Annotated in this window: 19 protein-coding genes and 2 riboswitches; of the genes, 10 read left to right on the top strand and 9 right to left on the bottom strand. The window is 56.6% G+C overall.

What is annotated here, in order from left to right:
- Positions 1-9 precede the first annotated feature (9 nt).
- The 3 genes from AC2D8V_RS18090 to AC2D8V_RS18100 form a co-directional block, all read right to left on the bottom strand.
- Positions 10-1,056, bottom strand: a complete 1,047-nt coding sequence (locus tag AC2D8V_RS18090) for a rod shape-determining protein (protein ID WP_484734993.1) — start codon at positions 1,054-1,056, stop codon at positions 10-12.
- Between the two features lie 173 nt (positions 1,057-1,229).
- A complete protein-coding gene (locus AC2D8V_RS18095; RefSeq protein ID WP_484734994.1) occupies positions 1,230-2,066 on the bottom strand; it encodes an amino acid ABC transporter substrate-binding protein in 837 nt (278 codons plus the stop codon).
- 112 nt (positions 2,067-2,178) lie between these two features.
- A complete protein-coding gene (locus AC2D8V_RS18100) occupies positions 2,179-3,747 on the bottom strand; it encodes a 2-isopropylmalate synthase (protein WP_484734995.1) in 1,569 nt (522 codons plus the stop codon).
- 256 nt (positions 3,748-4,003) lie between these two features.
- Between AC2D8V_RS18100 and AC2D8V_RS18105 the strand changes: the two genes are divergently transcribed.
- Both AC2D8V_RS18105 and AC2D8V_RS18110 read left to right on the top strand, forming a co-directional pair.
- On the top strand, positions 4,004-4,669 hold the full coding sequence (locus AC2D8V_RS18105) for an SDR family NAD(P)-dependent oxidoreductase (protein ID WP_484734996.1): 666 nt from the start codon (positions 4,004-4,006) through the stop codon (positions 4,667-4,669).
- Positions 4,666-6,192 (top strand): cryptochrome/photolyase family protein, encoded by a 1,527-nt coding sequence (locus AC2D8V_RS18110; protein ID WP_484734997.1) that lies wholly within the window; start codon positions 4,666-4,668, stop codon positions 6,190-6,192. The genes AC2D8V_RS18105 and AC2D8V_RS18110 overlap by 4 nt, the downstream gene beginning before the upstream one ends.
- 114 nt (positions 6,193-6,306) lie before the next feature.
- On the opposite strand, the gene AC2D8V_RS18115 is transcribed toward AC2D8V_RS18110, so the two are convergent.
- Positions 6,307-6,942 carry a class I SAM-dependent methyltransferase gene (locus tag AC2D8V_RS18115; protein WP_484734998.1) on the bottom strand — a complete coding sequence of 212 codons (636 nt, stop codon included), beginning with the start codon at positions 6,940-6,942 and terminating at the stop codon, positions 6,307-6,309.
- 86 nt (positions 6,943-7,028) lie between these two features.
- On the opposite strand from AC2D8V_RS18115, the gene AC2D8V_RS18120 reads away from it, so the two are divergent.
- The gene (locus AC2D8V_RS18120) at positions 7,029-7,922 is read left to right on the top strand and encodes a LysR family transcriptional regulator (protein WP_484734999.1); all 894 of its coding nucleotides are present in this window, start codon (positions 7,029-7,031) and stop codon (positions 7,920-7,922) included.
- Between the two features lie 13 nt (positions 7,923-7,935).
- Here the strand turns inward: AC2D8V_RS18120 and AC2D8V_RS18125 are convergent, their stop codons facing one another.
- Positions 7,936-9,405, bottom strand: coding sequence for a sensor histidine kinase (locus AC2D8V_RS18125; protein WP_484735000.1), 1,470 nt, complete (start codon positions 9,403-9,405; stop codon positions 7,936-7,938).
- A 111-nt stretch (positions 9,406-9,516) separates the two neighbouring features.
- Complete coding sequence (locus tag AC2D8V_RS18130) at positions 9,517-10,905, bottom strand: MORN repeat-containing protein (RefSeq protein WP_484735001.1); 1,389 nt, start codon at positions 10,903-10,905, stop codon at positions 9,517-9,519.
- Between the two features lie 186 nt (positions 10,906-11,091).
- Here AC2D8V_RS18130 and AC2D8V_RS18135 point away from each other — a divergent pair, with 186 nt between their 5' ends.
- A complete protein-coding gene (locus AC2D8V_RS18135; protein ID WP_484735179.1) occupies positions 11,092-12,753 on the top strand; it encodes an NAD+ synthase in 1,662 nt (553 codons plus the stop codon).
- 79 nt (positions 12,754-12,832) lie between these two features.
- Positions 12,833-13,639 carry a CE1 family esterase gene (locus tag AC2D8V_RS18140; protein WP_484735002.1) on the top strand — a complete coding sequence of 269 codons (807 nt, stop codon included), beginning with the start codon at positions 12,833-12,835 and terminating at the stop codon, positions 13,637-13,639.
- A gap of 514 nt (positions 13,640-14,153) precedes the next feature.
- Here the strand turns inward: AC2D8V_RS18140 and AC2D8V_RS18145 are convergent.
- Together AC2D8V_RS18145 and AC2D8V_RS18150 are read right to left on the bottom strand one after the other, a co-directional pair.
- Entirely contained in the window at positions 14,154-14,540 is a 387-nt protein-coding gene (locus AC2D8V_RS18145; RefSeq protein WP_484735003.1) for a metallopeptidase family protein, read from the bottom strand.
- Between the two features lie 4 nt (positions 14,541-14,544).
- Positions 14,545-15,477 carry an MBL fold metallo-hydrolase gene (locus tag AC2D8V_RS18150; RefSeq protein WP_484735004.1) on the bottom strand — a complete coding sequence of 311 codons (933 nt, stop codon included), beginning with the start codon at positions 15,475-15,477 and terminating at the stop codon, positions 14,545-14,547.
- Positions 15,478-15,650: 173 nt separating this feature from the next.
- Between AC2D8V_RS18150 and gltX the strand changes: the two genes are divergently transcribed.
- Entirely contained in the window at positions 15,651-16,976 is a 1,326-nt protein-coding gene (gene gltX, locus AC2D8V_RS18155; protein ID WP_484735005.1) for a glutamate--tRNA ligase, read from the top strand.
- 31 nt (positions 16,977-17,007) lie between these two features.
- Positions 17,008-18,411 (top strand): MATE family efflux transporter, encoded by a 1,404-nt coding sequence (locus AC2D8V_RS18160; protein WP_484735006.1) that lies wholly within the window; start codon positions 17,008-17,010, stop codon positions 18,409-18,411.
- Here the strand turns inward: AC2D8V_RS18160 and AC2D8V_RS18165 are convergent.
- Positions 18,358-18,948, bottom strand: a complete 591-nt coding sequence (locus AC2D8V_RS18165) for a gamma-glutamylcyclotransferase family protein (RefSeq protein WP_484735007.1) — start codon at positions 18,946-18,948, stop codon at positions 18,358-18,360. The two genes, AC2D8V_RS18160 and AC2D8V_RS18165, sit on opposite strands and share 54 nt — an antisense overlap.
- Positions 18,949-19,050: 102 nt before the next feature.
- Positions 19,051-19,138, top strand: a riboswitch (glycine riboswitch).
- Positions 19,139-19,215: riboswitch (glycine riboswitch) on the top strand.
- A 79-nt stretch (positions 19,216-19,294) separates the two neighbouring features.
- Here AC2D8V_RS18165 and gcvT point away from each other — a divergent pair.
- From gcvT to gcvP, 3 genes are all read left to right on the top strand, one after another.
- A complete protein-coding gene (gene gcvT / locus AC2D8V_RS18170) occupies positions 19,295-20,419 on the top strand; it encodes a glycine cleavage system aminomethyltransferase GcvT (RefSeq protein WP_484735008.1) in 1,125 nt (374 codons plus the stop codon).
- Positions 20,420-20,440: 21 nt separating this feature from the next.
- On the top strand, positions 20,441-20,800 hold the full coding sequence (gene gcvH / locus AC2D8V_RS18175) for a glycine cleavage system protein GcvH (protein ID WP_484735009.1): 360 nt from the start codon (positions 20,441-20,443) through the stop codon (positions 20,798-20,800).
- Between the two features lie 94 nt (positions 20,801-20,894).
- Positions 20,895-23,744, top strand: coding sequence for an aminomethyl-transferring glycine dehydrogenase (gene gcvP / locus AC2D8V_RS18180; protein ID WP_484735010.1), 2,850 nt, complete (start codon positions 20,895-20,897; stop codon positions 23,742-23,744).
- The last annotated feature ends 59 nt before the right edge of the window (positions 23,745-23,803 follow it).

The following is a 23,803-nucleotide window of genomic DNA, read 5'->3' on the forward strand; positions in this document are numbered from 1 at the left end:
TGTTTGCCGTCAGCTATCGTAGTCTATCGCGTGACGGAGTTGTTTTTCAAATTCCAGAGCCTTGCCCGTACCCAATGCCACACAGTTAAGCGACTCGTCGGCAATCGAAACGGCAAGACCAGTTTGTTCGCGCAGCGCGAGGTCGAGATCGCCAAGCAAAGCGCCGCCGCCTGTCAGCATGACACCGCGATCAACGATGTCGGCCGCCAGATCAGGTGGGGTGGTTTCCAGCGCTGTCATTACGGCTTCGCATATTTGCTGGACCGGTTCAGCCAAGGCTTCGGCGATTTGCGCCTGAGTGACCTCGATCTCCTTGGGCACACCGTTGAGAAGGTCGCGGCCGCGAATCTGCATTGATGTACCGCGGCCGTCATCGGGCATGCGCGCCGTGCCGATCGACGTCTTGATCCGCTCTGCGGTTGTTTCCCCCACGAGCAGGTTTTGTTGACGACGCAGGTAACTGATGATTGCTTCGTCCATGCGGTCACCACCAACGCGGACAGAGCGCGCGTAGACGATGTCGCCAAGCGACAGAACCGCGACCTCGGTTGTACCACCACCGATGTCGACCACCATATTGCCAGTCGGGTCGGTGATAGGCATCCCTGCGCCAATAGCCGCGGCAATCGGTTCTGCGATAAGCCCCGCGCGGCGTGCACCCGCACTCAGCACGGACTGGCGGATCGCGCGTTTTTCAACCGGAGTAGCGCCGTGCGGCACGCAGACGATGATCTTTGGCTTTGAGAATGTGGAACGTTTGTGCACCTTGCGAATGAAATGCTTGATCATCTCTTCGGCGGTATCAAAATCGGCTATCACGCCTTCGCGCATCGGGCGTATCGCCTCGATGCTACCCGGTGTCCGCCCGAGCATCAGCTTGGCGTCTTCGCCGACTGCGAGGACTTTCTTCACACCATCTTTAACATGGTATGCCACCACTGAAGGTTCTGAGAGAATGACGCCGCGGCCTTTGACGTAAACAAGCGTATTCGCGGTACCGAGGTCAATCGCCATGTCAGACGAGAAAAGCCCGCGCAGATTATCAAAAATGCCCATGAGGTTCTAAACCTTGCCCGAATTAGAAAAAGCCCGCGTCTTTGCGTGCGGATTGGCCTTTCTTATAGGCTTAGGCGAGGGTAGGTGAAAGGGGCGTTAACGATGATCTAGGCGAGTTGTTGCTTTTCAGGCCACAATCTGTTTCGCGTAAGTGTTAGCGCCCCGATCTAAGGTTATGGCAGCGTCGGCGCCAAAAGGTACATCGCCTCGATTGCCAGTCCAGGCGTCGCGCCGGGGATGGTCGTATCAAAAGCTTGACGCATCACGCCCGAGGCATAAAGCGATGACAGCCCCGCGTTGACCAGTAGGCGGAATTCGGTATCGCCGCGCCGCATGGCCAGACCTTGTTTCTCGATGGTGAGAAGTTCATCGAACACCTTGAAATCGCTCGCATTACCTTTGCTGCGAACCATGTTCATCAGAATGGATTGATCCGCAAAATACGCCATGATTACGTCGCCTTCCAATGCGGCCATGCCAGACGGATGATCGTCGAATTGAATGACGTCAGCCTCGATGTTCTGTGCGGCAAGAGAAGTCTGCAACGCTTCTAGCGTTGTTGTCCCGCTCCGAACTCCGATTTTCTGCCCGGCTAGATCGGCGAATTGTTCTGGCGCGTCCTTTTTCAAGGCAACTGTAGTGCCGTCAACGTAAACAGGGTCAGAAAAATCGACCTGTTCCATCCGCGAAAGGGTTATGGTGGCTGCACCGCACAGTAGATCAATCTCGCCGCTTTCCACCAGATCAAAGCGGTTTTCTGTGTCGACCGACTCAAATATCACGTTCAAATCCGTCAGGCCGACAGATTTGCCGATATACGCGGCCAGCTCGAAACAGATGGTGGGCGTGTACCCCTGCGGGCTGTTATCTGCCAGATAAGACAGCGGTGCTGCATCCGTGCGAAAACCGATGACGATGGTGCCACTTGATTTGATCTTGTCGATGGTCTGCGCCGTGGCAAGCACGGGAAGAAAGACGGTGGCCAGAAGAATAAAGAGAAATCTGTGCATGAAAGGATCTGCCTGTCTGAGGATGTGAGTCACACCAGCTTAGCAGAGACAAAAAGAGATGCCGCAGAAAACTGCGGCATCCGACAGACTTATTTTTCTACCCAAAAAAGGGTCAGTTCACGTCTTTATAGCTGATCTCGCGTTTGTCACTGCCTGACTTTTCGCGGCGTACGAACAGCCTGTTGAGCGCGTGAATATACGCGAGTACGGACGCTACAACCGTATCGGTGTGCGCTGATTGACCGGTGACAATGCGGCCATCTTCTTCCATGCGAACTGAAACGGTTGCCTGCGCATCGGTCCCCTCAGTCACCGCACTCACCTGATAGAGTTGCAAGCGCGCGTTGTGATCTACCAGCGCCTTGATTGCATTGAACGAGGCATCAACGGGGCCGTCGCCTGTTTGCGTTGTGGCATTTTCCTCGCCGTCAATCTCAAGCACAAGATCGGCCTGCTGCGGCCCTTCGGTGCCGCAGACCACCTTCAGGGACACAAGCCGCAGCCTGTCGTTTTCAGCGTCCGTCGATGTGCGCATCAATGCGATCAGGTCGTCGTCGTAGACTTCCTTTTTGCGGTCCGCGAGTTCCTTGAATCTTATGAAGACATCTTTGAGCTGATTGTCGCCGAGCTCGAAACCCAGATTTTCCAGCTTGGACCGCAAAGCCGCGCGGCCGGAGTGCTTACCCATCACAATGTTGGTTTCGGTCAGGCCCACATCTTCGGGGCGCATAATCTCAAATGTTTCGGCATTTTTCAGCATTCCGTCCTGGTGAATGCCCGATTCATGCGCAAAGGCGTTCTTGCCTACGATTGCCTTGTTATATTGCACCGGGAAACCAGACACGGCAGCGACGCGCCGTGATATATTCATGATCTTGGTCCCATCGATGCCGGTATGATAAGGCATGATGTCGTTGCGCACCTTCATCGCCATCACGACCTCTTCGAGCGCGGTGTTGCCGGCCCGTTCGCCCAGACCGTTGATTGTGCATTCGATCTGGCGTGCACCGGCCTCAACTGCGGCAAGGCTGTTAGCCGTGGCCATGCCCAAGTCGTTGTGGCAGTGCGTGGCAAAGGTAATCTCGTCTGCGCCCGGTACCCGTTCCAGCAACATGGAAATCAGCGCGGCGGATTCTCGAGGAGCTGTGTAGCCAACTGTGTCCGGTATGTTGATGGTTGTCGCACCGCATTTGATCGCGATTTCGACCACGCGGCAGAGGTAATCTTCTTCTGTGCGAGTCGCGTCCATCGGCGACCACTGAACATTGTCGCATAAGTTGCGCGCATGTGTGACGGTTTGCTCGATCCGCTCGGCCATCTCGTCCATGTCGAGATTGGGGATAGCCCGGTGCAAAGGCGATGTGCCGATGAACGTGTGGATACGCGGGCTTTTTGCGTGTTTTACAGCTTCCCAGCAGCGGTCAATATCGCCAATCTGGGCACGGGCGAGGCCGCAAATCGTGGCATTCTTTGTCTGCCGCGAGATTTCAGAAACGGCTGCAAAGTCGCCTTCGGATGCAATGGGGAAACCCGCTTCGATAATGTCTACGCCCATCTCGTCGAGAAGCTGCGCGATCTCGAGCTTTTCAGCGTGGCTCATCGTTGCGCCCGGGCTTTGTTCGCCGTCACGCAATGTGGTGTCAAAGATCAAAACGTGATCTTGTTTGGTCTGGTCTGTCATGGTGTTTCTTTCGTTTTCTGCTGTTTTTCCTGGCGCGCGGCACTTCCCTCTGAGCGGGCGCGCCTCAGGGCACGCTCAGAGGCGCGTTAGCAGCAGTAGGCCAGCCGGTGTGCGCAGTTTGAGCGCAACAAAAGCGATATGGTTATGCGTTACCATACGTTCAGTTAACCCCAAGCGCATTGAAATGCAAAGCCTGTTTTGCGCGGTTGCGATGTTGCGGGTTGAAGGCGCGGCACCGCCCTCTAGGTCTGTCCGCATGAAGAAGGTATTAATACTTGGCGCCTCTGGTGGCATCGGATCGGCAGTGGCCGAAGCATGCCGCGCGCGGGGCGACGAGGTCACAGCTTTGTCGCGACGCGACCACGGGTTTGATATCACAAATGCCGACTGTGTTTCGGCTCACCTTGCCTCGGCACCTGCACCATTCGACATCGTGCTTGTGGCAACCGGCGCCCTTGAAGTGGGCGGAGCGGTCCCCGAAAAAACTATCAAGTCGCTTACCGCAGAGGCGATGATGGATCAGTTTGCGGTCAATGCAATCGGACCTGCGCTCGTGTTGCGGCATATGGGTGATCTACTAGCGCGTGAGCGCGCCGGCGTGATTGCCATACTTTCCGCGCGCGTAGGATCGATAGGCGATAATCGCCTTGGCGGTTGGATCAGCTACCGAAGTGCGAAGGCGGCGGTCAATCAAGTGGTAAAGACGGCATCAATTGAACTCGCTCGTACGCATAAACAGGCTGCTTTGGTCGCCTTGCATCCCGGTACGGTCCAGACACCCTTTACAGAGAAATACCTTGGCCGCCACGCTTCTGTACCCGCTGACGAGGCGGCCAGCAACTTGCTTGGTGTTATTGAGGGTCTTGCACCGCAGGACACCGGAAAATTTTATGACTGGGCCGGAAAAGAGGTGGCGTGGTGAGCCGTCTGGTTCTGGTGCTCGGGGATCAGTTGACGCACGGATTGAGTGCGTTGCGCGAGGCGGACAAGTCAGGCGATACCGTGCTGATGGCCGAGGTTGCTGATGAGGCGAGTTATGTGCAGCATCACCCCAAGAAAATTGCGTTGATTTTTGCGGCGATGCGCAAGTTTGCTGCCGAACTGGAAAGCGACGGCTGGAAAGTAGCCTATACCCAGTTTGACGATACGGAAAACGCCGGTTCCATTGTCGGCGAGATTTTGCGGCGGTGCGAACAGTTCGGGGCCAAAGAGGTGCTGGCCACGGAACCGGGAGAATGGCGGTTGATCTCGGCGCTGAAATACGCGCCGGTTAAAGTTCATTTGCATGCCGACGACCGGTTTATTGCTTCACATCGGGAATTTGAGAAATGGGCCGAAGGGCGCAAAGCGTTGCGCATGGAGTATTTCTACCGCGAGATGCGACGTAAAACCGGGCTGTTGATGGATGGTGATGCGCCCGCGCAGGGGCAGTGGAATTTTGATCACGACAACCGTAAACCTGCTCCGGATGAGGTCGATTTTGAGGGACCGTTACGATTTGAGCCGGATGCGATCACGGTTGAGGTGCTTGATCTGGTCGAGGCAAAGTTCAGCAGCAATTTCGGCTGTTTACGTCCTTTCTGGTTTGCGACAACCCGACGAGAGGCCTTGCAGCAACTTGACCATTTCATCGCAAAAGGCCTGCCGAAGTTTGGCGATTTCCAAGATGCGATGATGAACGACAACCAGTTTCTTTATCATGGGCTGGTGTCGACTTCTCTGAACATCGGCTTGTTGACGCCCTTGGAGGTATGCAAGGCGGCGGCGCAGGCGTTTGCAAATGGGCATGCGCCTCTCAATGCGGTAGAGGGATTTATTCGCCAGATCATCGGCTGGCGGGAATACGTGCGTGGCATCTACTTTCTCGAAGGGGAAGACTATGCCACACGCAATGACCTTGGCCACGACCGTGCCCTGCCTCAGGTTTATTGGGGGGGCGAAACGCGCATGAATTGTATGGCCAAGGCAGTCGATCAAACCCGCCAAGAAGCTTATGCGCATCACATCCAACGTCTGATGATCACAGGTAATTTCGGACTTTTAGCCGGTATTCATGCCAACGAGATGCACGAGTGGTATCTGAGTGTTTACGCAGACGCTTTTGAGTGGGTTGAAGCGCCCAACACGGTCGGCATGAGCCAATTTGCCGACGGCGGGGTTATCGCGTCGAAGCCCTATGTGTCGAGCGGTGCCTACATCAACAGGATGTCCGACTATTGCAAGTCGTGCGACTATTCGGTGAGCAAAAAAACCGGTGAGGGCGCGTGCCCTTTCAATTTGCTTTACTGGCATTTCTTGAACCGGCATCGCGAAAGGTTCGAGAATAATCCGCGTATGGCGCAGATGTATCGCACATGGGACCGGATGGATGCGGATCGCCGCGACACTGTTTTGCGCGAAGGCGATGCCATCTTGGAAAAACTCGATGCTGGCGAGGCGATCTGAACGCGTCACATGGCAGATCGCTAATGGCTCCGGCTGCACAGTTTCTTAGACTGGACCATTATGTCGGCTTTTCATTTGAATGGTTACGGCGCGCCATCCGGCACGCCGTCCGTATCAGATTTTTCGGGCCACCACGTAGTGATTCGGTGGGCGCACCGGGGCATCCATGGTCTCGACGATCTCAAAGCCCGCGGCTTTGATCATGTCTTCGAGCGTGCCGCTTTTGTGAAATGCCACGAAAGGCACCTTGCCCAAAAGCTTCAGAACAGGCAGCACGGCGCGAATGGCCCAGTATGACAGCGGCGCTCCTCGTTCTGGCTGCACGGTAGTCTTTGAGATGAAATAGCCACCCTTAGGAATCATCGTGTGGATACGACGCAGTACAACCGGCAATTCGGGCAGAAGGTGCAAAAGGTTCAACGCGAGCACGACATCATAGTCATGGTCGAGCAATTTCGGGTGCGCCCAGTCGACCGCACTGAACTCGAGATTTTCAGCGTCGGCTTCGCGTGCCTTTTCCCGACCGATTTCGATCATCTTCGACGAGATATCCGTCGCGGTGTATCGCGCAACCAGCGGGGCAAGAAGCAAGGCCGTCGAGCCTGTGCCGCACCCAAGCTCCAGTACATGATCTGCGCTGTGCAGATAGTTTTTAGTGCGTTGCAGCGTTGCCTCGTAGGCAGTCGGATCTTTGATAGGCTGTTGTGCGTATTTGGGGGCAATCTTGTCCCAGAAAGCGGCGTCGGTCATGGGGTGTCTCCTTTCCAGACGATAGTTATCCATGCGCAAAGCCGATATAAATTGCGAAAAAATGCAGTTCTGATATAGAAAAATGCATGGATAAAGCCGCGACTTCTTTTGACTGGAACCAAATCAGGGCCTTCCTTGCGACCGTTGACAGCGGGTCCTTATCTGCGGCGGCACGAACGCTGCATCTTACGCAACCGACTGTGGGCCGGCAGATCAATGCGCTCGAACAAGACCTTGGCGTTACCCTGTTTGAACGGGCGGGCAAGGTTATGCGGCCCACCCCTTCGGGGCTTGATCTGGTCGAGCATGTGCGTGAAATGGCCGACGCAGCAACGCGGGTTTCTCTGATTGCATCCGGTCGATCGCAATCGATTGACGGGCTGGTGCGGATTACAGCAAGCGACGTCAATTCAGCCTATCTGATGCCGGAAATCCTCAAGGATGTGCAAGCTGCGGCGCCAAAGTTACATGTGGATCTGATTGCCGCAAACGACGTGCGGGATCTGTTGCGCCGAGAAGCGGATATCGCCGTGCGACATGTCCGACCTGAGCAACCAGACCTTATTGCGCGCAAACTGGGAGACGCGCGAGCGCACTTTTACGCGTCCGAGGCCTACCTTGAACGACGTGGTACCCCAGCCGATGTAACTGCAATGGCAGCGCATGATTTTGTCAGCTTTGGCAGCCCCGACAGTATGATCGGCCATTTGGCGCCGCTGGGCCTGACGCTGACCCGGGACAATTTCAAATATGGGTCGGCAAGCGGTCTCGTCGCGTGGGAACTGGTGCGCGCGGGCTTTGGCATCACACCTATGGCCGAAAATGTCGGGGATGCCACGCCGGGTGTCGTGCGAGTTCTGCCGGAACGTGAAGCTATTTTGTTTCCCGTCTGGCTGGTGACACACCGCGAGTTGCATTCGGCGCGGCGGATCAGGCTGGTCTACGACATTCTGGCGGACCACCTTGCGGCTTTGCTTTGATGCGATGCAGTGATCAGATCGGCATATCGACACGAACGACAAAAGAATTTTCGCTGCTATCAGATGTGATCTTCGCGTCGAAATCCGTGATCAGTTGCTCGATCAGCCTCGATCCCAGTCGAGTGGATGAAATCGCGTCTATCGGCGCGTTGGTTTCAATCTTATTGCGCACAATCACCGACAGTTTCGCGTCATCCGTTTCACTGCAGACTTCAATATCCGCAGAGCCGCTACTGTTCATCCCGTATTTCAGGGCGTTCGTGAGTAGTTCGTTCAGGATTATGCCCAGACTTGTAGCCTTGTCGCTGTTCCAGCGGGTGTCACTACCAGCAATGGAAAGTCGCAAGTAATCTTCCGCAAGCCCTGCAGTGGTGCGCATCTGCTCTACCAGCCTCTCCAACAGAGCATGAAACGACACGTCTGTCTGGCTACCGTCCAGTTGCATCAACCCATGTGCGTCCGAGATCGCGCCGATCCGTGCCTCCAGAGCGGAGATCGCAGTAACCGCTGTTGTGGCTTGGTTGTCGCCTGCTCTGACGAGAGCCTGCCGTTCCATCCGCAGCATCGCAAGTGCGATAGCGAGAGAGTTCTTGATGCGGTGATTTGCTTCTTTGACCAGCGCTTCACGCATTTCTACAGCGCGTTTTAAATCGCGTCTTTGCGTCTCAAGGTCTGTCAGGTCGATGAACGTGCCTACAAGCTTTACCCGTCGATCTTCCGGGTCGATGGCGACTTCTGCGCGGGCTCGAAGGTAGCGCTCGGTGCCATCTTCTTGCTGGACGCGATAGTCGAACGCGGCGACTTCGCCGCGTGGTGCTGCGAAAATGCGCGTCACCTCGGCATGTACGCCATCGATATCCTCGGGGTGGACGCGTTCAAAGAAGGGTGCTGCAAACTCTCCTGCGGTTCCGGCGGCAAAGCCAAACATCTTGTCTACATCGGCACCGCGCATGAAAAGATCGGTTTCTGGGTCGTAGCGAAAGTAGCCGACAGCCGCCGTTGCTGCGGTCGCACGGCGCAGTGTTTCCGACAACTGGCGGTCCAGTACGTCTTGCGTAACATCCTGAGCAATCTGCAAAATCGCGGTGATCTCGCCGTCTTGTACAACCGGTGACATACGGATTTGCCAGTGATGTTCCTGAAACGAGCCGTCTTCGTCTTGCAAGTCGTATCGATAGGGGCCGATATCACATGTTTTGCCTGTATCGAGCATCGTGGCGACAGCGTCATAAATCGCCGCGCGTGCCGCGTCGCCGCCGTCATCTGAACTGGGCGGGAATGCTTCGAACATCGGGCGTCCGGACACCTCTACGCCTGAAGACCCCGACATCACCCCGTGCGCATCGTTGCGCCACAGCAAGGTAAGATCCGGATCGGGGCGAAACATGAGCACCGCGAACGGTGCTTGTGAAATTGCGGCGTTGATGAGACTTAGTTGCGACGCGGTATCGATGTCTTCACGCATGGGTGAAATATTGCCCAACCCCGTATCTCCATGACCATATCCACTGCTGCGCGGACATCGTTGATGTAACACTCACAAAAAGATTGTCGAGCAGCGTTTTGCGCCATTAGTGCACACCTGTGACAGGTGTCAGCCGCCTTCGGTCAGTGCGCCGTTTGTCCACTCACCGGTCGCTTCTTCACCGGATGCATACCTCATGGTGCCGGTGCCTTGCCGTTTGCCAGCTTTGAACGTGCCTTCATAGACATCCCCATTTGCATAAGTGGCGACGCCTTCGCCTTCAATTTCACCGTTGAGCCAGTCGCCTTCATACTCAAATCCTGAAGGCATAACGATCTTGCCCGTGCCATGGCGCTGTCCCCCCATGAATGAACCGGTATAGACCGTGCCGTCCGGGTAGGTCGCCGTGCCTGTACCCTCGCGTTGGCCGGCGATCCATGCGCCGTCATAGCGGTATCCATCAGAATAGGTCATGACCCCCTGACCATGGTTTTGGGCATTCTTGAATCCACCTTCATACACCAATCCATTGGGGTAGACCGCTTTGCCTTCGCCTTCGATGACACCGGCTTTCCACCCACCTTCGTAAGTTGACCCGTCCGGATAAGTGATCAGCCCTTGCCCGTCTGCCAGCCCGCCTGTGAACTGTCCGACGTAGATTGATCCGTCGGGGTAGGTCATGCGACCATGCCCCTCGATTTCACCGGCGACCCACGATCCGGTGTAGATATAGCCACCCGCCTGCGTGAAGGTGCCTTGCCCGTCACGCAGATCACCCGAAAAATCGCCCTCGTAGGTGTCGCCGTTTGCGTAGGTGACCTTGCCGTACCCGTCGCGTTGGCCGGAAACCAACTGGCCTTCGTAGATGTCTCCGTTGGATTGTGTCAGCTTGCCCGAACCGTCGATTTGACCATCGCGCCAAAGGCCCACGTAGACGAGCCCGTCCGGCATTGTCAGAGTGCCCTCGCCATGGCGTTGGCCATTTGCGATCTCGCCCTCATAGACAGCACCGGTGGGGTATGTGATCGTGCCACGACCCTGTTTTACACCATCGACCCAATCGCCTTTGTATTCGTACCCGCCGGGGCTTTGCATGGTGCCGCGCCCGTGGTGCTTGGCATTGCGGAACTCGCCTTCGTAACGCATACCGTTGGCGTAAAGGGCGATACCCTCGCCCATGATCGCGCCGTTCTGCCACTCGCCTTCGTAGGTGCCGCCGTCAGCAAAGGTGATCTTGCCAAAGCCTTCTGGTTTGCCTTTTGCGAAAAGACCCTCGTAAACAGAGCCGTTGGGAAAGCGCGCGATGCCCTCGCCCTTGATTTCTCCATCAATCCACTGCCCGGTGTACTCGTAGCCGTTAGGCAGTTTGTAGGTGCCCGTGCCATGTTGCACGCCACCCCTGAAGGTGCCCTCGTAGACCCCCCCGTCATCGTATTGTTTGGTCTGAATCTGACCGTCCTGCGCCAGAGCGGGCAGAGGCAAAAGCAACAAACAAAGGCTAAGACTGCGTGGTGTCATCAAGATCCCTCTTGAGCTGGCGTGTGTGCGGTCGCACCCCGTGCGACACTTGACGCAATTTAGGCAATGGCCGGGTTGCTCGCAACGTCCTTTTGCTGCTGTACCTGCCGATGGGCTTTATTCGGCCGCATGATCTGCTACATGACGCATCAGAAAGACAGTTTTCAGCCGAAAGGGCCGGGTTTCATGGCAGATCGTTTCCGCATCACCCTGGGTCAGTTGAACCCAACGGTGGGGGACCTGGCGGGCAACGCCGCACTGGCAAAAAAAGCTTGGGAAGCTGGGCGTGAAGCAGGTTCAGATCTGGTAGCACTGCCAGAGATGTTCATTACGGGTTACAATGCCCAAGACCTTGTTATGAAACGCGCTTTCCAGCTTGATGTGATGGAACATGTGACCCAACTCGCGCAGGACTGCGACGACGGACCGACATTGGCGATTGGTGCGCCTTGGGTGGAAGGCACCAAGCTTTACAACGCTTATCTCATTCTCAAAGGCGGCAAAATCGCCAGCCAGGTTCTTAAACATCATCTGCCCAACGAGACCGTTTTTGACGAAGTGCGCATTTTCGACGCGGGTCCGCTCGGAGGACCGTATTCCGTCGGAAATACTCGGGTCGGCAGCCCCATTTGCGAGGATGCGTGGCATGAAGACGTGGCAGAGACGCTGGCAGAGACCGGTGCAGAGTTCCTGCTTGTCCCCAATGGATCGCCTTATTATCGCGGCAAGTTCGAGACCCGCATCAATCATATGGTCGCCCGCGTCATAGAGACGGATTTGCCTCTAATCTATCTCAATATGGTTGGCGGGCAGGACGATCAGGTGTTTGACGGGGCCAGTTTCGGTCTCAATCCGGGTGGAGGGCTGGCAGTACAGCTGCCGCTCTTTGACGAAAGCATTGCGCATGTTGACCTCGAACGGGGCCCGGAAGGGTGGCGGATTGTCGAGGGTGACAAGGCGGCGCACCCGAGCGCTTGGGAACAGGATTACCGAGTTATGGTGCAGGCCCTGCGCGATTACTGCCGTAAAACTGGCTTTGGCAAGGTTTTACTAGGTCTATCCGGCGGGATCGATTCTGCCATCGTTGCGGCCATCGCCGTGGATGCTCTTGGTCCGGACAACGTGCGGTGCGTAATGCTGCCGTCTGAGTATACGAGTGCGGCGTCGCTGGAAGATGCCGAAGCCGTGGCAAAGGCGCTTGGTTGCCGATACGATTACGTGCCGATCAGCAAGGGACGTGCGGCCATCACAGAAACGCTCGCGTCGCTGTTCGAGGGGACCAAGCCTGACCTGACAGAAGAAAACATTCAGTCTCGGTTGCGCGGCTTGCTCCTGATGGCCTTGAGCAACAAGTTCGGAGAGATGCTGCTGACGACCGGCAACAAATCGGAAGTGGCTGTAGGATATGCAACGATCTATGGTGACATGTCCGGTGGCTACAATCCGATCAAGGATTTGTACAAAACCCGTGTGTTTGAGACATGCCGGTGGCGCAACCAGAATCACAGAGACTGGATGATGGGACCTTCGGGTGCGGTGATCCCCGAGCGGATCATCACCAAGCCGCCTTCCGCCGAGTTGCGCGAAGACCAAAAGGACAGCGATAGTTTGCCGGACTACCCGGAGCTTGATCGAATGCTCGAGGTGTTGGTTGATCTCGACGGATCGGTGGAGGATCTGGTCGCCGAAGGTTTTGACCGTGACGTCGTCAAAAAGGTCGAACACCTGATTTATATCAGCGAATACAAGCGCTTCCAGTCCGCGCCCGGTGTGCGTCTGACCAAAGGGGCCTTCTGGCTCGACCGGCGCTACCCGATCGTGAACCGCTGGCGCGATCCGTCTGGCTGATCTGGGCACGGCATTGTGAGGTGTCCTGACTGCCGATCTGCGCTAGGTCATCATCGACAATGACGACAGGAGGCGAGCGATGCGAGCGTTGCTGATTGGGATTTTCATGATGATCGCTGTGTCGCCGGTACATGCCTGCGGATCGGATAGCGATTGCATGGTAGGCGACCGGAGCTTTCGGATTGCGATGCCTGACGGGTACGACGGTTCAAGGCCTGTGCCGGTTGTTGTCTTTGCACATGGATACCGTGGTACGGCGGCGGGCGTTATGCGTAACCAGTCGTTGCGGCGCATGGTATCTGATCTGGGCGCTGCTCTGATCGCTCTCAACGCGAATAATGGCAGCTGGATGCTTCCAAACCATCCGCGCGATCAGGACAATACTGGTGCCGAAGAGTTCGCTTATGTCGACGCCGTTCTTGAAAAGGCTGCTGACGACTTCAATCTCGACATGGAGCGGGTGATGGCCACTGGGTTCAGCGCGGGCGGAATGCTGGTCTGGAACCTTGCCTGCACGCGCAGCGACCGGATCGCGGTTTTTGCACCAATCGCAGGAACGTTCTGGAAAGAACCACCCAAAACCTGCGTGGATCCTGTCGCCAGCATTATTCATATCCATGGAGACGCGGATAAAACCGTTCCGCTTGAAGGGCGCGCCATCGGCCCGACCAAGCAGGGCGAAGTTGTCGATGCGCTGTCTATGTACCGTGCCTATGGCGGCTTTGGTCCGTGGTCATCCGATACTTACGGAGGGCTTCGGTGTGAACGTACCGACAATTCATCCGGCGATATCATGAAGTTCTGTCTCTTTTCCGGAGGCCATTCATTCCGCACTGAACATGTGCGCTTTGCATGGGAAGTGTTCCGGAAGGCCGGACAGATCTGACCCGAAAACACCTGATCCGGCAAAAGGCCGCCAGAGTTTGAAATTTGACCAGAATTCAAAGAATTCTGTGAGGCTTGCGATGCGCGGACCAACTTGGATCCTGTGTTGGCGAGAATGTGTTTTGAACAGTGGTTTCCGCAAGTTTCGGCGCGAGAAACACGACGCCGATAGGTGTGAGCTCCAAATGAGACTAAGCAATTGCACAGATTTCGGTGCCCGGGCCTCCGATCCTCTTCAGTTGTTTTAAAGAACAAGCAATGCAAGCGCAGCAAACCGGTGCCCGCGACGCACGATCATCCGGGGCGTTCGAAAGACCTTGAGCCCTTCCGTCAACCTCTCGGCTGCCTCACCATCCGTTGCGCACTGTCTGGTTCCAAGTTTGTGCGTCGGGGCATCAGCGCAATATCCAATTATGTCTTAGCAGCTTGCGCAGGCGCCTGTGCCATGCGGTCGCAACTTGAAACAAAAGATTTTTCGCACAACGGGACGCGCAGGGAGGCTGTGACGCTTTTTCTCATTCCCACCAACGGTCGACCTTGGCGATGTCCTCATCGCTCCAACCGAAGTGGTGGGCGAATTCGTGGATGGTGACGTGTGTCACCAATTCTTCGAGCGTAACTGTCTTGCGCTCTTCCAGTTCGGACAGAATTGGTCGGCGGAAGAGGGTGACAACATCGGGGTAAGGGTCAGGTTCTGCCGCACTCTTCAGGGTAAGCGGCACACCTTCATAAAGCCCGGTTAGTTCCATCGGTGAAGCAAGGCCCATTTCGGTGACGATGGTGTCCTCTGGCAGTTCTTCGACCCGTATTATAACTGATAGTGCCGCCTGCCGGAAAGCTTCCGGCAGGCGTGCGACAGTTTCCAGCGCGATGGCCTCAATCTGGTCGAGGCTTGCGTCCATGGCGTCAGAGCATCAACTGATAGCTGTGCGCCTCGTATGAATATGAGCCATCTGTGTTGTTGACGTAGCCGATACCCGGCCAAGGCATGTGATACCCAACGAATGCGACCCGGTCCGTGGCCAGCATGTCAAGGATGCGCTTGCGTGTCGCCGCTGCTGCGGGCTTATCCATGTCAAAGCTGAAGTGCCAGTCCGGGTTGGCCAACGACCACACGTAGTGGTTCGCAAAATCAGCCGCCAGATAAATCTGCTGGCCACCATCCTCGACCATGAAATTCATGTGCCCGGGGGTATGGCCAAAGGCAGCCATAGCCGTCAGACCGGAAGCAACGCTGGCGCCATCTTCGATGAATGTCATCTTTTCGGCGAATGGTTGCACCTTGGCTTTGAAAGTATCGTTGTCCTGGCTTGCCCAGGCAGCGTATTCAACGCGACCCGTAACATAACGTGCGTTGGGGAAGGTCGGGCTGCCATCCTCTTTTGTCATGCCGCCGACGTGATCGCCGTGCATGTGCGTGATGACGACAACCTCGATTTGATCTGGCGTATATCCTGCTGCTTCGAGAGCGGCAATTGTGCCGGCAGCGGACAGTCCCGTATCAAACAAAACCAGTTCAGCACCGGTGTTGACGATGGTCGGCGTAAAGAAGAATTGCGCGACATCGTTTGGAATATGGTTCGCAGCGGATGCCGCGTCGAATGCTTCTTTGTCGACATTGACGCCGAACATTTTTTGAGGCTCACCACGTTGCGCAGAACCAGCGAGCAACGTTGTGACGTCGAAATTCCCGATCTTTACCCTTTGGAATGGCGACATTTGCGGCCCGGACGCAAGAGGTGGCGCGGCGCGTCCGATGGTGGCAGTTGCCGTAACAAAAGGAAGAGCAGCAGCGCCTGCCAGAGCAGCGCGGCGCGAGAATTTTAGTGAAGTTGACATGGAAATCTCCCAACGGTTGAAGTCAGTTACCTAGCGCCGTGTGGATGATTGACCACTGCTTATGCGCACAAGGTCCTTCACGTTTTTGCACGATTGCTTTGCCGGCAATACTTGCCCAACGCTGGACAAATGCGCGCCCCTGTGACAGGTGAGCGCGCAACAGGAGACATCCCATGACCACCACCCGTTTTGCCCCGTCGCCCACCGGTTACATCCATATCGGCAATCTGCGCACAGCGCTCATGAACTACCTCATCGCACGCAAGGCGGACGGCACGTTCATCCTGCGGATAGATGATACCGATCCGGAAAGATCAAAAGAAGAATACGTAGATGGCATCAAACACGACCTAGAGTGGCTTGGTTTGCATTGGGACCGGATAGAGCGTCAGTCCGAACGGTTGGATCGTTACGCAGATGCGGCTGACAAACTGCGCGCGATGGGACGTTTCTATGAGGCTTTCGAAACTCCGACGGAACTCGACCTGAAACGCAAAAAACAGCTCAACATGGGTCGTCCTCCGGTCTATGACCGCGCAGCACTCAACCTGTCCGACGCGGACAAAGAAGCCCTGCGCGCAGAGCGCGGCGACGGTGTCTGGCGTTTCAAACTCGATCAAGAGCGGATCGAATGGCATGACGGTATTCTGGGTGACATCTCTATCGACGGTGCGTCGGTTTCTGACCCTGTGCTGATCCGTGGCGACGGACAGGTGCTCTATACTTTGGCAAGCGTGGTGGATGACACTGAGATGGGCGTGACACATGTGGTCCGGGGATCGGATCACGTCACCAACACCGGCACACAGATTCAGATCATCGAAGCATTGGGAGGCACCGTTCCTTCGTTTGCGCACCACTCGCTTCTGACAGGGCCTCAAGGAGAGGCGCTGTCCAAACGTCTCGGTACGCTGGCACTGCGGGATTTGCGCGAGCAAGGCGTTCAGCCTGCGGCGCTTCTGAGCCTCATGGCGAGGTTGGGGTCGAGCGATCCGGTAGAACTGCAGACCGAAATGGCGGCACTGATCGACGGGTTTGATATCTCGCGTTTTGGCTCTGCGCCAACAAAATTCGACGTGAATGACCTTTTCCCGCTGACGGGGCGTTATTTGGGCCAATTGCCTTTGGTGGATGTGGCAGACGCAGTACGTGACGCGGGTGTTCCTGAAGATCAGGCAGAGCAGTTCTGGGAAGTCACACGTGAGAACATCCGCACGTTGAAAGATCTGTCCGGCTGGTGGTCTATGATGCGCGATGGGGCCGAGCCGCAAATCGACGAAGAGGACCGCGAATTCGTGGCGCAAGCGCTTGCGCTTTTGCCGGAAGGCCCATTTGATGGAGATACCTGGTCGACCTGGACATCGGCGGTAAAGGAGCAAACAGGGCGCAAGGGGCGCGGCCTGTTCATGCCTTTGCGCAAGGCGCTCACAGGACAGCCGCACGGGCCTGACATGTCAACGCTGATGCCGCTTTTGCAAAACATCAAGGCGCGCGGTTGACAGAACGCCCGGTGGGGGCGAACCCTGCTCCATGGCCAATACACAAGCCAAGTTTCTGAACGGTAACCTGTTTCGTCATGTAACGGTTATGTCGCTGACCTCTTCGGTCGGATTGATGGCGATTTTTGCGGTCGACTTCATCGACATGATTTTCATTGCGATGCTTGGCAAAGCCGAGCTTGCCGCCGCAGTGGGCTACGCTGCCACAATCCTCTTTTTTACGACGTCCTTCGGCATTGGTATGGCAATTGCCGCAGGTGCTCTGGTTGCCCGGTCACTGGGGGCCGGCGACAGGCAACTTGCAGATGAACGCACGACACACGCGCTGATCTATGGCGTGGTTTTTGGTGCAGTTTTCGCGGCTGGTGTCTGGTGGAACATCGAAAATCTCGTGGCTCTTTTGGGCGCGACTGGCGAAACGGCGTACTTGGCGGTGTTATATTTGGTCATCGTGGTTCCCAGTTTGCCCTTTTTAATGGTCGGGATGATGGGTGGTGCGATCCTGCGAGCCCATGGAGATGCGCGACGGGCGATGATGGCTACGATCGTGGGGGGTGTCGTCAACGCGGCGCTTGATCCCATTCTTATCTTTGCGCTCGACTTGCAATTGGTCGGCGCGGCGCTGGCGTCGGTCGCCGCCAGAATTGCCATCGCCGTGACCGCGCTCTGGCCGCTGGTGCGCCACTACAGTTGTATCGGTTGGCCACGCGTGAAGGGCATGATGCGCGACCTGCCACCCATTGCGGCCATCGCCTTTCCCGCAATCCTGACCCAACTCGCGACGCCGGTTGGGCAAGCGATCGTAACAAGGGCGATGGCCCAATATGGTGAGGCTGCTGTCGCAGGTATGGCCATTGTCGGGCGCTTGTCCCCGCTGGCATTCGGAGTAATTTTCGCGCTCTCCGGCGCGGTTGGCCCCATCCTCGGGCAGAACTTTGGCGCGCGCAATTATGACCGTGTGCGAGAGGGGTTGCGTGCTGCGATCATTTTCACAGCAGTCGTCATTGTCGGCGTGTCCATCATCCTGTTTGGGTTGCGCGGACCGATAGCCGGCCTGTTCAATGCACAAGGAATTACCCGCGATCTGGTGTTTCTGTTTTGTGGCCCGCTGTCGCTGTTGTTTTTCTTCAACGGTGTATTGTTCGTCGCCAATGCGGCGTTCAACAACTTGGGCCACCCGTTCTATTCGACATTTTTAAACTGGGGACGGAATACAGTGGGCATGATCCCCCTTGTCCTCTTGGGGGCTGGCGTGATGGGTGCGCAAGGTGTTCTGGTTGGGCAAGCGCTGGCCGGGGTCATCTTTGGTGTTTTGGCATGGATATTGGCGCGTCGGGTTATTGCCGCCGCTCCGGGTGAAGCGCAGGCGCGTGCCACAAAGTCAGAGTTCGGGCGGCAGGGTCGCCTGATGTCCCTTATGGACCTGCGCAAATAATCGCTCCAAATGGCTGTCGACCAAGGCGGTCTGCGTGCGTGTCAAAATCTGGTGACGCGGATAAATGGGATTGTCGCGATCATCGAGGATTGGAGTGTCCCAACCGTCGGTGGTGTCGAAAAACCTTGCGACGCCTTCCGGTCCGTAGACCTGATCAAATCCCTGAACAACCACGTCAAGGTAACTGAGCAGTATCATCTGGTGACGCCTTGGTTTGATGTTGTGCGCGGCAACCGCATAGACGGCAATCTCGGTTGCGGGGGTGTGGTCGTGCATCGTACTTGCGGAGGCATCATGCCTGCCATAGCCAGCCTCGCGGGCATCCAGCGCTTGCCAGTCAGATCCGGGTACCGCCGCAATCAACCCGTCGATCGCGTGCCCCGCTGCCGGAACTCCAGTCAGCAAAACAGTCTCATACCGCTCTGTTGCAACCCACGCACGCCGCCACCCCTGAAGCCGCGCCGGTTGCGGGTTGGGGTAACTGTGACTCTTGACGTTTACGAGGCTTCCATAGCCGAAGAAGTAGGGATCGTTCATCCAAAACCTGCACCACACACATCTCTCGGGCACTCAATCACCGAAGGCTGGAAGCGACAAGGGGGGTTGACCGCTGTACAGGCAGTTGCGTAGTTTCGGCGCATGATCCCCCCGGGAGAACTGGCCTCGTGCCGGTGCCGAAGGAGCAACCGCCCCGGAAACTCTCAGGCGACAGGACCGAGGGGAGATAGACACTCTGGAGAGAGGTGCGCCAGACGCATCCGCCGAAGGGATAACGATCTCAGGCAAAAAGACAGAGGGGGCATTTGCTGCCGTCCGACAGGATGAGCGGAAGATGCCGTTGCCTGCTCATACGCACACCGGCCCAATATATTGAAGGACTGCGATGCGCGATCTGAAGCGAACCCCGTTATTCGATCTGCACGGCGAGCTTGGTGGTAAGATGGTGGCATTTGCCGGGTACGAGATGCCCGTGCAGTTTCCAACCGGCGTCATGAAAGAGCATCTGCATACCCGTGAGGCGGCGGGGCTGTTCGATGTCAGCCACATGGGGCAGGTAATGCTCACAGGACCAGACTGGGAAACGGTCGCCTTGGGTTTCGAGCAGTTGGTGCCTCAGGATGTCTTGGGCCTGACGGACGGGCGGCAGCGCTATGGCTTCTTCACAAACCAAAGTGGCGGGATTCTGGATGATCTGATGTTTGCCCGGCGCGGGGACGACTTGTTCGTCGTTGTGAACGCTGCCTGCAAAGAAGCCGATGTCGCATTGATGCGCGCCGGCTTGCCGCGGAGTGTCAGTGTCGAGGTTCTCGAAAATCGTGCGCTTATTGCATTGCAAGGGCCCGTAGCCGGGCACGTCGTGGCCGCTTTGGATGCGCGGGCGCAGGACATGAGATTTATGGATGTAGCGGATCTCGATTTGGCGGGCCACACGGTGTGGGCATCGCGATCCGGTTACACTGGTGAAGATGGGTTCGAGCTTTCGGTCCCGTCGGAACAAGTAGAAGCCCTGGCGCGACGGCTCATTGGCGACGCACAGGTGCTGCCAATCGGTCTTGGTGCACGTGACAGCCTGCGCCTTGAGGCGGGGCTGTGCCTGTACGGACAGGATATTACTGCTGACACCACACCGGTCAGTGCCGGACTGACGTGGGCGGTGCAGAAGGTGCGCCGTGCGGGCGGCGCACGGGCCGGAGGGTTCCCGGGGGCCGAAGCGATTTACAGCGATCTGGCAGAAGGTGTGCCACGATTGCGTGTCGGGCTAAAGCCACAAGGACGAGCGCCGATGCGCGAGGGGGTTGATATTTTTGACGCAGCTGAAGGGGGCAGCGTCGTTGGCGCTGTTACTTCGGGCGGGTTCGGGCCCAGTGTCGGGGGGCCTGTTGCGATGGGCTACGTGGCGCGTCATGCGGCAAATGCGGGCACACAGCTATGGGGCGAGGTGCGGGGAAAACGGCTCGCCGTTGACGTTGTCGATCTGCCCTTCGTCGCACCAGGTTTCAAAAGATAGGTACCAAAGGAGAAGGTCATTATGAAGTTCACCGAAGAACACGAGTGGTTGCGTCAGGAAGGCGATGAGGTGGTTGTCGGTATCACCACGCACGCAGCCGAGCAGCTGGGTGATGTTGTTTTCGTGGAATTGCCGGAGGAAGGCACGACGGTCAGCAAGGATGACGAGGTCGTCGTTATTGAAAGTGTCAAGGCCGCCAGCGATATCCTTGCGCCCATTGATGGCGAGATCACCGAGGTAAACTCGGCAATTGTCGACAATCCAAGTGCGGTAAATGAAGATCCGCAAGGTGAGGCATGGTTCTTCAAGATGACCGTCAGCGACCCTTCGCAGATGGATGAGTTCATGGATGAAGCAAAATATCAGGCGTTCATCGCTTGATCAGCCCGTCGCGCTTTTGGCGACCGTAAGGGAGCCTCCGGCGGGAGTTTATTTGGCAAAGTGAAAGAGCTCGGCACGGAGCAGGAGTACATTAATGGCGTATCAACCGACCACATATCTTCCCTATGATTTTGCAAATCGCCGGCACATTGGGCCCTCTCCCTCAGAGATGGAAGAGATGCTGGATGTGGTGGGGGCCCAAAGTCTGGCGGCGCTGATCGACGACACTGTGCCTGCCGCGATCCGGCAAGCCGAGCCGTTGCGTTTCGGCAAGGCGAAATCGGAACGCGAAGTGTTGGAGTTTCTGCGACGCGTCGCATCCAAAAACCGCGTTTTGACGTCTTTGATCGGGCAGGGATACCACGGGACCGTCACGCCTCCGGCGATCCAACGTAATATTCTGGAGAATCCGGCGTGGTACACGGCGTATACACCATATCAGCCGGAAATTTCGCAGGGCCGTTTGGAGGCCTTGTTGAACTTTCAGACGATGGTCACGGATTTGACGGGGCTTGATGTTGCCAATGCGTCGCTTCTGGATGAGGCGACTGCCTGTGCTGAGGCCATGACCATGGCGCAGCGCGTTGCAAAGTCCAAGACGCGCGCATTTTTTGTTGATCGTGATTGCCATCCGCAGAATATCGCGGTGATGCGCACGCGTGCTGCGCCTTTGGGGATCGAGATCATTGTCGGCAATCCTGCCAAAATGGTGCCGGAAGATGTCTTCGGCGCGATTTTCCAGTATCCCGGGACCTATGGGCATGTGCATGATTTTTCAGGGCAGATGGAAGCATTGCATGCCGTCGGCGCCATCGGAATTGTTTCGGCCGATCCGCTGGCACTGACCCTGCTGAAAGAGCCTGGTGCGATGGGTGCCGATATTGCCGTGGGTTCAACGCAGCGGTTTGGTGTACCTGAAGGGTATGGAGGGCCGCACGCGGCCTACATGGCCTGCCGTGATGCGTTCAAACGTGCAATGCCAGGCAGAATTGTCGGCGTGTCTGTCGACAGTCATGGCCACCGTGCCTACCGGTTGTCGCTTCAGACCCGCGAGCAGCATATCCGGCGCGAAAAAGCGACGTCGAATGTCTGTACGGCGCAGGCGCTTTTGGCGGTGATGGCTTCGATGTATGCGGTGTTCCACGGACCCGAAGGCCTGCGCGCGATTGCACAGCGTATCCATAGAAAAACAGTGCGACTGGCCAAGGGACTGGAAGAAGCGGGGTTTCGCGTCGATCCAAAGGCCTGTTTTGACACGATAACGGTCGATGTAGGCCCGCTGCAGGCAGCAGTCTTGAAATCAGCCGTTGATGAGGGCGTCAACCTGCGTCAGGTGGGCGAGACACGCGTCGGTATCAGTTTGCATGAACGTTGCCGGCCGGAAACGGTTGAGGCGGTCTGGCGGGCGTTTGGGATCCGCCGAAAGGATGAAGAATTTACACCGGATTACCGTTTCCCTGAAGAGATGCTTCGGACGTCAGACTACCTGACCCATCCGATTTTTCATATGAACCGGGCCGAAACGGAGATGATGCGATACATGCGCCGGCTTGCGGATCGTGATCTGGCATTGGACCGGGCGATGATCCCTTTGGGATCGTGCACGATGAAACTCAACGCAGCGGCAGAGATGATGCCGGTGAGTTGGCGCGAGTTTTCTCTCATTCATCCATTCGTGCCGGACGATCAGGCAGAGGGATATCGCGAAATGATAGATGATTTAAGCGACAAGCTGTGCCAGATCACCGGCTACGATGCGATTTCAATGCAACCCAATTCAGGCGCTCAGGGCGAATACGCCGGTCTGCTGACAATTGCTGCTTACCATCGCGAACGGGGTGAGACGCATCGGAATATCTGCCTCATCCCGATGAGTGCACATGGAACAAATCCGGCATCAGCGCAAATGGTCGGCTGGAAGGTTGTTGCTGTAAAATCCGCAGAAAACGGCGACATCGATCTGGACGACTTCCGTGCCAAGGCGGATGCGCATCGCGATACGCTTGCAGGCTGCATGATCACCTACCCTTCGACGCATGGCGTGTTCGAAGAAACGGTGCATGAGGTTTGCCGGATCACACATGAGCGCGGTGGGCAGGTGTACATTGATGGGGCCAATATGAATGCCATGGTCGGGCTGAGCCGTCCCGGTGATCTGGGCGGTGATGTCAGCCACTTAAATCTGCACAAAACGTTTTGTATTCCGCATGGAGGCGGGGGGCCCGGCATGGGGCCTATTGGCGTCAAGCAGCATCTGGTGGGTCATTTGCCGGGGCACGAACATAATGGCGGCAACACGGGGCCGGTATCAGCAGCGCCGTTTGGCTCTCCGTCTTTGCTGCCGATCAGTTGGGCGTACTGCCTTATGATGGGGGGCGAAGGTCTTACGCAGGCAACACGGGTTGCGATTTTGAATGCAAATTACATTGCCAGACGGCTCGAAGGTGCATTCGATGTATTGTACCGCGGCCCGACCGGTCGTGTCGCGCATGAGTGTATCATTGACGTTCGACCATTTGAGAAAACCGCAGGCGTTACGGTTGAGGATGTCGCGAAGCGTTTGATCGATTGCGGTTTTCACGCTCCGACTATGAGTTGGCCGGTGGCCGGAACCTTGATGGTTGAGCCGACAGAAAGTGAAACAAAAGCCGAGCTTGATCGGTTTTGCGACGCGATGCTGGCGATACGCGCCGAAATAGATGAGATCGCAGAAGGTCGCATCGATAGGGAAAACAATCCTTTGAAAAACGCGCCGCATACGGTTGAAGACCTGATTGGCAAGTGGGAAAGACCGTATAGTCGCGATCAAGGGTGTTTCCCTCCTGGCGCGTTTAGGGTCGATAAATACTGGCCCCCGGTTAACCGGGTCGACAATGTTTACGGTGACCGCCATCTGGTGTGCACATGTCCACCCATGGAAGAATATGCGGATGCCGCGGAATAGACTGGGGGCGCGGCCACCGGTCTTTGCGGGCCTCCCAAGAGGTATTTGAAGGTCAAAGA

It is taken from the genome of Roseobacter sp. YIN89 (genome assembly GCF_057219365.1).